Here is a 12,005-nt window from a genome sequence, read left to right on the forward strand (position 1 = left end):
AACCCTCCTCAATCTTCTGTGTTATGAAATCAAAGTTGAAAATTATTCTAGTTGTTGAATTATTACTGCTTTTGACTTTTCTACTTACAAAATGTAACAGCAAATCAGTTGATGAAAAAGGAGGTGAACAGTCAGGTTTAGATCTAGAAGAGTCAAGCTTTGTAGCAAATCCTCAAATGGTGGAAGAAAAACCAATTGGAAAACTGGCAATAGGAGACAAGGCTCCAGATTTTAACTTACCTGGGGTCGATGGTGATTTCCATCAACTCTCAGACTATAGTGAAGCCGATGTATTGGTAGTGAACTTTACCTGTAATCACTGCCCAACTGCACAAGCTTATGAAGATCGATTTATTCAAGCAGTGGAAGACTACAAAGGCAAAAACGTTGCCTTTATAGCTATTTCTACTAATAGCCCCATCGCTATTCTTCCAGAGGAGTTGGGATATACTGACCTCAGTGATACCTATGAGGAAATGAAAATCAGGGCGAAGGACAAAGGCTATAATTTCCATTATTTATATGACGGAGACCAACACAAATTTTCCTTGGCATATGGTCCCACTGCCACACCACATGTATTTGTATTCGATAAGAATAGAAAATTGACCTATTCCGGAAGAATCGATGCTTCCGAAAAACCAGGCACTGCGAATGCAGAGGATTTAAGAAATGCCATTGATTTGACTTTGCAGGGAAAAAGTCTTCCCTCTGATCAAGCTCAAACTCCATCTTTTGGCTGTTCTATGAAATGGGCCTGGAAAAATGAATACACCATTAAAACCAATAAAGCCTGGAAAGAAAAAGAAGTGAATTTGGAAAAATTATCTCCGTCTGAATTAGCGGAACTTCTAATTAATGATACAGATGAATTGCTACTTGTGAACTTCTGGGCTACTTGGTGTGGCCCTTGTATCATTGAGTACCCAGAGTTTGTTACACTTCAAAGAATGTATGGGGAACGTGATTTTCAATTCGTTTCCATAAGCATGGATAATCCTGAGCAAGAGGCCAAAGCGCTGAAGTTTTTGAAAGGAAAAGCCTCTGCCTTACCCAATTACATCATGAACACGGATGATAAATATGAAGTAATCGAGGTGGTGGGAGAAAACTGGGACGGAAGTTTACCGATCACCTTGTTGGTGGAGCCAGGAGGGGAAATAGCCTATTTCGTACCCGGAACCATTGATATACTCGCCCTCAAAAGACAAATTGTAGATCACTCATTAATCGGGAGATATTATTGAAAATCTTTGGATTTAGTTTTTATGCAGTTAAATTGTATAAAACTTAATTTATAGAAAATGGTCTCCCTTCATCAACTCTCTCTAGCACTTTATAGTACTTCAAGGTTACTGATTCAACTTCTTCAAAACACCCTAAAAGAATTTAATCTAACCTATCCTCAGTATGTAACTATGACAGTACTGTGGGAAGAGGATAGCATTTTGGTAAAAGAAATAGGAGAAAGACTTCACTTAGACTCTGGAACGCTGACTCCATTGTTAAAAAAATTGGAAGCAATGAATTACGTCAAGCGACAACGAGGAGAAAATGATGAACGAACTGTTCATATTGAGTTGACCTACCCTGGCAAGTCACTTCAATCGAAAGTCCAGCAAGCCCTTCTGCCTTTAGAGGAAATTCTAAACGAAATTCCAGGTTTGGAATTATACGATTTAAACCATTCCCTACAAAACTTGTTAGAAAGCGTAGAAACTCTAAAAAATTCTAAAAAGGAATGAAAAAATTAAAGGTTGATTATACTGCTGTGGCTTTTAATACAGGAGGGAGAAAAGGCCACGTCAGAACTGACGATGGAAAAATTGACATGGAAGTCTCTATGCCCAAAGAAATTGGAGGAGATGGTGAAAAGACCAATCCTGAGCAGCTTTTTGCAGCAGCCTATGCTGCATGTTTTGGAGGAGCTTTGGGAGCAGTTGCCAAAAAAACCAGCTTGAGAGATTCAGAAATCAAAGCACTAGTCCATCTTGGTCATTATGGCCCAGACAGCTACGGACTTGAAGTGGACATCGAGGTAAAAATCCCACATGCTGAATCTCTTGAAGAAGCACAAAAGTTAGTCGAAGCAGCCCACCAAGTTTGCCCTTATTCCAAGGCTACTAGAGGGAATATGGTGGTGAGAGTAAAAGCTGTTGAAAAAGTCAGGCGTCAAAATTGACGCCTGACTTTTTCAGAATAAATAATAAAAAAGGTAAATCAATAAGGGGAAATCTTTCCTTCTTCAAAAAGGTGATTTGCAAGCTTCATATTGGATGATTTAGTGATTGGAAAAAATTAATCTAGGTAATCTTAACCAAGAGAAGGGCTAAAAAACACCTTATGAAGATTTACAAAATTCAAATTCATTTAAATTGACAGATATTCGAAGCCTATAAATAAGACTTGATTTTAATTTCAAGCGCAGATTTTTCAGTTTATGTGGTTATCATCAATTTAGGTCTAAGTGAATGCCACATTAAAGCGATCTTTTAGCCACTTTAGAATATCACTCCAGGAGAAAAGTGAAATTGAACATGTTTCTTGCCTCAAGCTTCAGCTTATTGGTAAACCAACCTATTTAATAAACATACCTTAGCTTCATAGAAAGCATTCTTTATCATTTTACTGGCCAATAATTCCTCATCCTATTTCCCTGCATTTTTCTTGGCTCTGCGTTGGGCCATTTTTTTTACCGCTTCCTCATAAGTAATGTGTATAGTCTTCCCTGTCTCCATGGTGAAGATTATGAATATCCCGACACTGAGGAAAGTGTAGAACAAATGGAAAAACAACATCTCATCACCGGATGCCTCAATCAAAGGTCCTGAATAAGGAGTATTCATTGACATAGTCGTCACTGAATAGAGGATAGACTCCTTTAACGGCCAACCACCAGCAAGCCAAGTATACAATGTCCCAACTAGCAGGACCAATAAATTAAGCAAACCGATAGAACGGTAGTACCGATCCTTGATCAGGCGTTTGATAATTCCGATCAGAAACTGAAAAGCAAGTAATATTGTCGTTAACATAGAAATTTTTAATGAATAATAAATAAATCATTGAACATAAACAACTTTGTCCGATATTCAGCCCTTTAAAGAAATAATGATTATTTGACAAGAGTGGAAATTGTAATCCTAAACCTTCTACGGATTAAGAAAATACTCTTGGCCGTAGAAGTATAATATAATAGTTCGACAAAACCTCACAGCCTGATGACGCAGAAACCAAGGTAAAGGGATGGCACAGACCATTTTTAAGATTTTGGATTAAAAACATGCCTCACAAAAAAACTTATCTTTAACCCATTGTTTGATCATTTTTGTCCATATAGGAGGTGTTTTCTCTAGAAATTTCGGATGTAATGGATTCTTTTTTAGATAGATACTCATACCTCTCATCCAAGGACTTTACTATATAGCCTCCGTTTTCGGGGATTTTTTGAAAATAAACCGTGCACTGGAAAACACCCCATTCAATTTTTTGACCCATAAATTTCAGAGGCTCGGTATTTACTAATTCTACCTTTTCCAAATCATCTCCAACTAGATAAATTAAACCCTTTACTTTTTTCCCAAATTTCAATTCTGGTTCTAATTTGGATGGATCATAAAGAAAGGAGAACACTAGATTAGATCCATCCTGAATGACTAAGGTCAAAGTACTTTCATCATACAAATAGGACTTGGAAAAGCGGATTTAAGAATGCATTTCCTTCACAGCCTTGACCAGTTCTTTCTCCTTTATAATCCTAAGGGAGTCCGGATTGTATTCTATTTGGATATCTAATCCTTCCTTGAAGTTTGGATCATAATTCAAAATAAATTGAACAGGATCTGCTTGTCCATTTTTCATCCTTTTGGCCACTGTGTTTTGGACATAGGCACCCTCTTGCAGGGTCGCACTCAAGACAGCATCCAGGATTTTAGGTGAAATTCCACGAGCTTTAAGATAGCTACTATTTAAAGGAATGGAACTTTGGCAAACCCAAATCCTAGAATTCAAGAAAGAAAAAGTGTAAAAAATATTTTTTTCATGGTAGATTTCTTCTTAGAATAAATCATGAAGGCTGAATTAGTAGTAATCCTGAACAATTATTAGCTGCGGCCTTTTCTACTTGTTTTGGAGGGGCGCTGGCTTCAGTTGCACAGAAAGTAAGTTTGCGTGATTCTGAAATTACAGCCAAAGTACATTTAGGAAGTTTTGGTCCTGAAGATTATGGTATTGCAGTGGATATTTTTGTAAAAATCCCACATGCAAGTTCTTTAGAGGAAGCTCAAAAACTTGCAGATGAAGCACATGAAATCTGTTTGATTTCCAAAGCCACCAGGGGAAATATTGAAGTAAATGTGAGGGCCATAGATTAGCAATTAAAACTTGGTCTAACATCCAAAGTGTGAATACTACAACCGAAATCTATTGGAGGATAATACTTAAATTAATGGAGTATAATTTGAAATCACTTGATTAAGAATTCTAAAAATATTCATTCAACCCAAAATAAATGGCCCCCTTGCCATCAGCCCCAATTCCATAATCTAGAGTTACATTGGAGCGAGTTGCCTTTTGAAACATGAACCTTAGACCTGCCCCAGCTCCACCCTTGATGGTTTGAAATAGTTTTACGTTTTGGTCAATTGAGGAGGCAGATGTGGCATTGGCAAAAACTGCTCCTCCCAAAAAATCCGGATTTTTATTAAATAAAGGAATTCTGAATCGATATTCTAATTCAGAATAAATAAGGTTTTCCCCCCTGAATCTCCCTTGGGGATATGCACGCCCTGATCTACCCAGTTGATCCCAGCCTAGTGCGGGTAATCCCATATAGGGTAATTTGCCAAAAGCAGTCAGATTGGCAAAAGCCCAAAGTGCTATAGTATTTCTTTTAACTCTTTGGGAAACATTCCAATATTGTCGATATTCCAGCCACCATGAATGAGTACTTTTCTGATTTCCTAACCAACTCGGAAGAAATCTGTATTGGGCAAAGGCATACCTTCCTTTATAGGGAAAGTTCACATTGTCTCGTGTATCAAGTACTGAATTCAAACTAGGGCCTGTGATAGAGTATTGCGCTAATTCAAAATCATGCAATACATTATACGCGAAATGGTTGGTAATCCTTTTTGGATCACTCTCCAGGTCCAAAAGTGTATCATCGATATTGTAATATCGATCTAGATGGTATCCAAAGCCTAAATAAAATTCGTTTTTGATCCGCTTCAAGGCAACCTGAGAGATTCGTAGGAGATTAAAATTCATCAATTCTTCTAAATCAACACCATCCTTGTAATCCCCCAGCTCGAAGCCGTTTCCAGGCTCATTCAAAAAAATCTCACTTTGTTTGCCTGTTCCTAATCCATAAGTTGGTTGAGAAGAGTCCAAAAATCTCCAGTCTCCCAATAAAATCCAGTTGTTGTGATTCGTATAGATGGTTGTCTTCAAACTGAGAACCAATTGTTTTTTGGAAGAATAGGTAGCATTAAAAAATCCAGAAGAAAGATTGGTGTCTTCTAATTCGCCAATCAGCATGTTTGTTGATGCAGCTACACCGTAAATAGCCCCAAAAGCCGGGTTATAGGATATCACCGGTAGGGGGATAAAATATAACTTTCTAGGCTTGATTTGAGCTTTAGTAGAGTCTTTTTTAAAAAGCTGCCGGCCTTCTGCTTCCTGAGAAATCCCAAGGAACCCTAGGATAAAAAAAATACCAGTAGCAAATATAAAGCCATTAAAAACCCTTTTCCCGTCAGCAATTTTATTCATAAATAACCCTTTATTTGACTTTGTTCCAACGTGAAACCAATGGCTCTAAGCTTCTTGCGTTTGTGAAGTTCCGGAATTTAAACTCAGGCAAATGGCTTTTTAAACTAAATAGAAGAAGTCAATTTTAACTTTACAAAGCGATAAATAAAGAAACCAAGATGTTGAATTAAGAGTAGTTTCGATTATAATGTAAGCCCTCTGAGATAGTTTTTACCTTTCCATCCAAATCTATAACCTACGCCTGCTACAATCTGCTCTCTACTGCCCAAAAAGGTGTATATCGCATTAAATTGAAAACGATGATTAAGTTGATAGTTAGCGCCAACGGTCATACTAACAGGATAATACAATCTCTTTGTAAAATCATAATAAATACTAAGCGGATCTTCACTCCTTAAAAAGTTTGAGAACCCATCATAAATACCTTCATATAACTCTCTTTGTTGATCATCGAGATCACCATACCATTCGTCCAATTTATCTGCAGCTTCTAATTTTCCCTCTGGTGTGATCCCAACTAATTTTTCCAAATTGGCAGATCCATTGCTCTTAGGATTCAAACCTATATATTGGGCTCCGACCAGCAACACAAGATTCTGTTGGGGCTTTCCTCTAAATCTAAGCATATAGCCAACTCTTCCATCAACAACGGTAGATTTTGATGGTCTATCTAGACTGGGGACAAAAGTCCAAGCTTGGACATAGTTAGCTGCCATTACCAAAGGTCCCACACCACCTGCGGCTACAGTACCCCAGCCAATAGTGTTTCCTGAATTTTCTGTTTGAAATTGTAAAGAAAACGGAAGCCCCATATCCACATTCGTTTTAGACTCTATATGACCGGCTATAGCGAAAAAATTGATAAAAGGAAGAACATAAAAATCATACCGGGCTACAATTGCATTTACGCTGGCATCAATAGATCTAAAACGTGCGAGACCATCCACATTTACCATCTTATCTGGGGCAAAACCGACTTTGAGATCATCCAGAATTAAGTTCTGTGTGGAATAACCATAAGATATCGACACCCCATTTGGATAAGGAAGATCAAAACCCAACTCCCTCAATTTTGCTCCCATCACCGGGAATCGCCAAGGATAATTTGAAGTTTTTATACTATCTCTATATTTTTCATAAACTTCATCCAAACTCAAGTTTCCAATTTGACTAAAAGCTGATGTCCCAAACAAAATAAAAACTACTACTAATGTTAACTTCTTCATAAGACTATTTATGGCTTAGTACTATTGTTGCTTCTTTAAAATTATTTGCAATCTGGACTTGCTCCCACAAATTATTATAGATCAAAAGAGCAATGATTGCAGATACTCTCTTTTCAGTGATTACATCCTCGAAGATTCCACTGGCTACCACCGCATTGATCAATTTTTGGGAAAGATCTTTTGCATCGATAGCATTGATTGATTGAAGAACAGGAAGAAGAATTGCAGTTATATTTTCTTCGTTTATGGTATCTTTTATTATATCAAGAGATAAAATGCCTTTGGCAATATATCTGGCTAATGCCTCGGCATTGATGTTTGCAATGAAATCAATAGCAGGTTGTATTAAGAGTTTAATTGACTCTTCGGTTACATTTTCTTTAATAAATTTATTGAGTGCCTGCGCGATTTTAAAGGATACCAACTCTGGATTAATATTGTCCAAAATGGGGCTTAAAAGGTTTGACAAATAATCGATTATTTGCGGAGACACGTTATCTACCAAGTTCACTAACCAAGCTGAAATAGTCGATCCAACAAGCTCTGGATCCAACTGTTGTAATGCATTGATTGCAGAGACAAATACAGAATTGATATTTTCAGTATTTAAAAATCCAGAAATCACCAATTTTCCCACTTCTGCAGCTGCTTTCTCTGCTCCACCTGCTAGGCTTATAACGGGCTTCGCTGCAATGAAAATAGCCTTGATTTGCTGTTCTATTTTTTCATAGTCTGGAGAAAGATTTAAATCCGGAAACTCTTCATTGATTTTTCCAATGAGCTGCTCAAGAGCTGCTGTTGTCTCCTTTGCCAATTGGCCCATTTGAAGAATGGATGTGTTTTCTATTTTAGAGGTAAAAGGAAGAAATAGTTCTTTGAAATTTTCCTCATTAATCCAGACTTTCTCTACGATCGATGTAAGCGTATCTGAGATCACCTTGACTTGTTCATCATCTAATTTCGTGAATTTTTCCCAAGCTCCGGCGATAAGTACTTTGACATTTTCTTCATTGAAAATCTTTAAAAATTCATTTACAACAAGAGTAGAAATTGCCTTAGCACTTTCGTCAGGATTAGTGGATAATTCATTCAAGAATGGCAGAACCAAATTATAAATATTTTCTGTAGAAAGGCCTTTATTAATGGCTTCAGCAACTTCCGAGGCAATTTTACTTGCCACTAAGTCCGGATCGATATTGGTTATTTTTTCCAATTCCGGTCTTATCAAATCTGTTAATTTACCTTCCCAGTCAATAGCCCCCAAAGAATCAATTATCTTTCCAGCCAAAAGCTCGGCTGCTTCCTCAGGGTCAAAATCAGTGATTGATTCCAATTCCCCAGCCAAAGCCGAAACAACCAAGTCATTGATCAGCTTTTGGATCTTCTGGTTATTAAAAAGTAAATCCGCAACTAAATCTCCTAATTTATTTGGCGTTCTGTTAGCAACGGCACTGACCAATTTATCGTTGATATCCCGAATCAATGCACTTGCATCATCAGCTGTCACCGTCATCGAAAGCGTGTTTTCAGGCTCATTATATAAGTACCGATAATTTAATTTAACTTTTTCCGTTTTTATTTGAACTGTTCTATCGTTAAATACAAAATAGGAGGCAATACTATCACCCAATACGTCTATTGGCCCATTTGATGTAACCAAATTCCCCTCTGAATCAAAAATGACCGAGTAATCCCTCATATCCGACGCATCAAACACCATGTCATCTAAATCATAAATTCCAGATTTCATGACATCTTCACCCAATCCAAATAAAATTGGTGCTGGGATATCTGAACTCCTCACTTTTACAGTAAAATCCTCTAACTTCCACACGTTGGACTGAAGCAGATTATTGGTTTGGTCTACAGCTTTAATTATGGGGTCCAAAGGTTGTTCACATGCGAAAACCATCCCTAGAATTAGCAAAAAGCTTAATATTTTTTTCATTTTCATAAAGACATCATTTCAATTGGTAGCTACCAAAACCTTAATGAGAAAAAGAAGATATTCTACATTACTGAATATAATTCTAATTACTTTCTTTTCATTTTTAAATTCTTCCAATCTATCCTAGTGCTTCAATAAAAAGAACTCTCTGCTATGAAGGAACTGATATTTAGGTTTGGAAAATTATTGATTTAATATGCAAAATTAAGTAAATAAGCAAGGATGAGGCCTACTACTAAAGTCGTAGAAAAGTAGGTTTTTTGCCATAAAAAATGGGGGTTTATTCATGAAATATAAATCCTTTGATTTTTAAGAATTTAATCAAAACCGAGTTTCTATATTCATTGTTTCTTATTTCTTGAGAGAAGGAATAATTAGAATACAATATTAATTTCAAAACCGTTATATATTTTTAATTCTAAATAGCTTGACAACATCAAATTGTTTGTCAATGGTTTATAGAATTTTAAAATTAATATTTTAGAAAAGACTCCATTCCAATAAAACATAAAGATGTTTTTAATTAATGACTCTTTACGCTCTAATAAAGCCCTGAATTACGTTCTTTTTTCTTCCCCCAATAATTACCACTCCCTTTCCCAGCATCTTTCGGTCTAGTAAATTCTGCAAAGCTTCCGGTACTTCTTTTAATGAATACCTCCTACTAATGTGCTGTTGAATTTTTCCCTCTTTTATCCATTGAACCAACTGAGAAATATTCTCAAAATTCTGTTTTTGCTCAAGTTTCGAAAATTGGCTCCAAAACACACCTATAATTGAACACCCTTTTAATAAAGGAAGATTCATCGGAATTCTAGGGATTTCCCCATTGGCAAACCCTACGACAAGATAACGTCCTTTCCATGCTATTCCCCTCAAAGCTTTTTCCATAAAATCACCTCCAACTGGATCATAAATTACATCAACTCCTCTCCCATCAGTCAGCTCAAGGATTCGGGTTTTTAGATCTTCGCTTGTGTACTTAATCGTTTCTGAAGCTCCCTTTTCGCGGCATAGCTCAAGCTTCTCATTTGTCGAGGCAGCAGCAATTACTCTGGCACCCATTAGTTTCCCCAACTCCACCGCAGCCAGTCCCACTCCTCCTGCTGCGCCCAATACCAAAAGACTTTCTCCCGATAATAACTTTGCACGATCCTTCAAGGCATGGTAAGATGTCGCATAAGTATATAATGTAGAAGCAGCCGTCTCAGAAGATAAACCCGAGGGTATTGCGAAAACGCGATCTCTATCCACTACCACTTTCTCAGCAAATCCACCCCAGCCGCAAAGTGCAAGAATTGTTTGTCCAACCTGGAATTGCGTGACATCTTTACCGATTTCTATCACTTTACCAACGACTTCTCCTCCAGGTGAAAAAGGCAAGTCTGGCTTAAACTGATACTTATTTTGGATCAGCAGCAGATCTGGAAAATTCACACCACATGCATCCACCTCTATTAAAACTTGGTTTTCCCCAACAATTGGGTCTGGCACTTCTCTTAATTTCAAAAGATCAGGTCCTCCAAATTGCTCACAAAGAATCGCTTTCATTCGTTTTTATAGAATTTCATAAAGAAGAAAAGTAGTATTTAAAGTAGGCAATTCCTCATTAAAAGGATAATTTTGAGCTTTGTATAACCCAATTATAAACTTCTATGGCAGTTTCAGATTTTATCCAGAATAATAAAGACCGTTTTTTAAATGAACTATTAGACTTATTGAGAATTCCATCCGTCAGTGCAGATCCTAAATTCAAAAATGATGTTTTTGCCGCAGCTGAATTTGTGAAGGAAAGCTTAATCAAAGCCGGAGCTGATACTGCAGAAATATGTGAGACCAAAGGGTATCCGATTGTCTATGGAGAAAAGGTCATAAACCCGGAATTCCCTACCGTATTGGTTTATGGGCATTATGATGTTCAACCTGCAGATCCATACGAATTATGGGATTCTCCTCCATTTGAGCCAGTTATCAAAAAGACAGAAGAGCATCCACAAGGAGCAATTTTTGCTAGGGGTTCGGCCGATGATAAAGGACAATTCTACATGCATATAAAAGCTCTTGAAGCCATGATGGCTTCTGGAGATTTACCATGTAATGTGAAGTTTATGATTGAAGGAGAAGAAGAAGTCGGATCGGATAACCTGGACAAATTTGTTATTGAAAATAAAGAGAAATTAAAAGCTGATGTCATTTTGATTTCAGACACTCATATGATCAGCATGAAAGACCCTTCCATTACGGTAGGACTTCGTGGCATGGCTTATATGGAAGTGGAAGTGACTGGAGCAAATAGGGACTTACACTCTGGAACCTATGGTGGAGCAGTAGCCAACCCAATCAATGTACTATGCGATATGATTTCTTCCATGAAGGATGAAAATGATCACATCACCATTCCAGGATTTTACGATAAAGTTGCAGATTTAACAGCAGAACAAAGAGCCAGGCTTAATGAAGCTCCTTTTGACCTCGATGAATACAAGAAGAAACTAAAAATAGCCGACGTTCAAGGTGAAAAAGGATATACAACCATTGAACGAGTGGGTATCAGACCAACTTTAGATGTCAATGGTATTTGGGGAGGATATATTGGAGAAGGTGCAAAAACCGTGTTGCCATCCAAAGCCTCTGCAAAGATTTCCATGCGATTGGTTCCAGATCAAGATTGGCATGAAATCTCTGAGCTTTTCGAAAACTATTTCAGGTCTATCGCTCCAAAATCAGTAACTGTCAAGGTAATCCCACATCATGGAGGGTCTCCAGCTGTGGTTTCTGATAGCTCGATTGGATACCAAGCAGCAGAAAAAGCCATGGAGGAGACTTTTGGAAAAAGACCTATTCCTACTAGAGAAGGCGGTTCTATCCCTATTGTCGCATTGTTTCAAAAAGAGCTGGAAACCGATCCAATTTTATTTGGTTTTGGTTTGGATACCGATGCATTACACTCACCCAATGAACACTATGGGGTTGCCAATTATTTTATTGGAATTGAAACTATTGCGGCTTTCTTCAAACATTTCAAAACTTTAAGTAGTCAGTAATTCAGGAACTTATTG

12 protein-coding genes are annotated in these 12,005 nt (G+C 37.3%); 5 read left to right on the forward strand and 7 right to left on the reverse strand.

What is annotated here, in order from left to right; all coding sequences use genetic code 11:
- The first annotated feature begins 23 nt into the window (after positions 1-23).
- Genes JYB62_RS14410 through JYB62_RS14420 form a run of 3 tightly spaced genes read left to right on the forward strand, consistent with a single transcriptional unit; the run spans position 24 to position 2,182 of the window.
- On the forward strand, positions 24-1,247 hold the full coding sequence (locus tag JYB62_RS14410; RefSeq protein ID WP_205646119.1) for a redoxin domain-containing protein: 1,224 nt from the start codon (positions 24-26) through the stop codon (positions 1,245-1,247).
- A gap of 57 nt (positions 1,248-1,304) precedes the next feature.
- Positions 1,305-1,745, forward strand: coding sequence for a MarR family winged helix-turn-helix transcriptional regulator (locus JYB62_RS14415; protein ID WP_205646120.1), 441 nt, complete (start codon positions 1,305-1,307; stop codon positions 1,743-1,745).
- The gene (locus tag JYB62_RS14420; RefSeq protein WP_205646121.1) at positions 1,742-2,182 is read left to right on the forward strand and encodes an organic hydroperoxide resistance protein; all 441 of its coding nucleotides are present in this window, start codon (positions 1,742-1,744) and stop codon (positions 2,180-2,182) included. The genes JYB62_RS14415 and JYB62_RS14420 overlap by 4 nt, the downstream gene beginning before the upstream one ends.
- 466 nt (positions 2,183-2,648) lie before the next feature.
- On the opposite strand, the gene JYB62_RS14425 is transcribed toward JYB62_RS14420, so the two are convergent.
- The 3 genes from JYB62_RS14425 to JYB62_RS14435 form a co-directional block, all read right to left on the reverse strand.
- Positions 2,649-3,035 (reverse strand): hypothetical protein, encoded by a 387-nt coding sequence (locus JYB62_RS14425; RefSeq protein WP_205646122.1) that lies wholly within the window; start codon positions 3,033-3,035, stop codon positions 2,649-2,651.
- A 271-nt stretch (positions 3,036-3,306) separates the two neighbouring features.
- A complete protein-coding gene (locus tag JYB62_RS14430) occupies positions 3,307-3,633 on the reverse strand; it encodes a hypothetical protein (RefSeq protein WP_205646123.1) in 327 nt (108 codons plus the stop codon).
- 72 nt (positions 3,634-3,705) lie between these two features.
- Entirely contained in the window at positions 3,706-3,915 is a 210-nt protein-coding gene (locus tag JYB62_RS14435; protein ID WP_205646124.1) for a hypothetical protein, read from the reverse strand.
- 164 nt (positions 3,916-4,079) lie between these two features.
- On the opposite strand from JYB62_RS14435, the gene JYB62_RS14440 reads away from it, so the two are divergent.
- Positions 4,080-4,373 carry an Ohr family peroxiredoxin gene (locus JYB62_RS14440; RefSeq protein WP_205646648.1) on the forward strand — a complete coding sequence of 98 codons (294 nt, stop codon included), beginning with the start codon at positions 4,080-4,082 and terminating at the stop codon, positions 4,371-4,373.
- A 109-nt stretch (positions 4,374-4,482) separates the two neighbouring features.
- Here the strand turns inward: JYB62_RS14440 and JYB62_RS14445 are convergent, their stop codons facing one another.
- The 4 genes from JYB62_RS14445 to JYB62_RS14460 form a co-directional block, all read right to left on the reverse strand.
- On the reverse strand, positions 4,483-5,772 hold the full coding sequence (locus JYB62_RS14445) for a BamA/TamA family outer membrane protein (protein ID WP_205646125.1): 1,290 nt from the start codon (positions 5,770-5,772) through the stop codon (positions 4,483-4,485).
- A 182-nt stretch (positions 5,773-5,954) separates the two neighbouring features.
- The gene (locus JYB62_RS14450) at positions 5,955-6,998 is read right to left on the reverse strand and encodes a hypothetical protein (protein ID WP_205646126.1); all 1,044 of its coding nucleotides are present in this window, start codon (positions 6,996-6,998) and stop codon (positions 5,955-5,957) included.
- 4 nt (positions 6,999-7,002) lie between these two features.
- On the reverse strand, positions 7,003-8,946 hold the full coding sequence (locus tag JYB62_RS14455; protein ID WP_205646127.1) for a hypothetical protein: 1,944 nt from the start codon (positions 8,944-8,946) through the stop codon (positions 7,003-7,005).
- A gap of 534 nt (positions 8,947-9,480) precedes the next feature.
- A complete protein-coding gene (locus JYB62_RS14460) occupies positions 9,481-10,497 on the reverse strand; it encodes an NADPH:quinone oxidoreductase family protein (RefSeq protein WP_205646128.1) in 1,017 nt (338 codons plus the stop codon).
- A 104-nt stretch (positions 10,498-10,601) separates the two neighbouring features.
- Here JYB62_RS14460 and JYB62_RS14465 point away from each other — a divergent pair, with 104 nt between their 5' ends.
- Positions 10,602-11,990, forward strand: a complete 1,389-nt coding sequence (locus JYB62_RS14465) for a dipeptidase (protein ID WP_205646129.1) — start codon at positions 10,602-10,604, stop codon at positions 11,988-11,990.
- Positions 11,991-12,005: the final 15 nt, after the last annotated feature.

Origin of the sequence: Algoriphagus lutimaris, assembly GCF_017051705.1 — a bacterium.
GTDB classification, from domain to species: Bacteria; Bacteroidota; Bacteroidia; order Cytophagales; family Cyclobacteriaceae; genus Algoriphagus; species Algoriphagus lutimaris.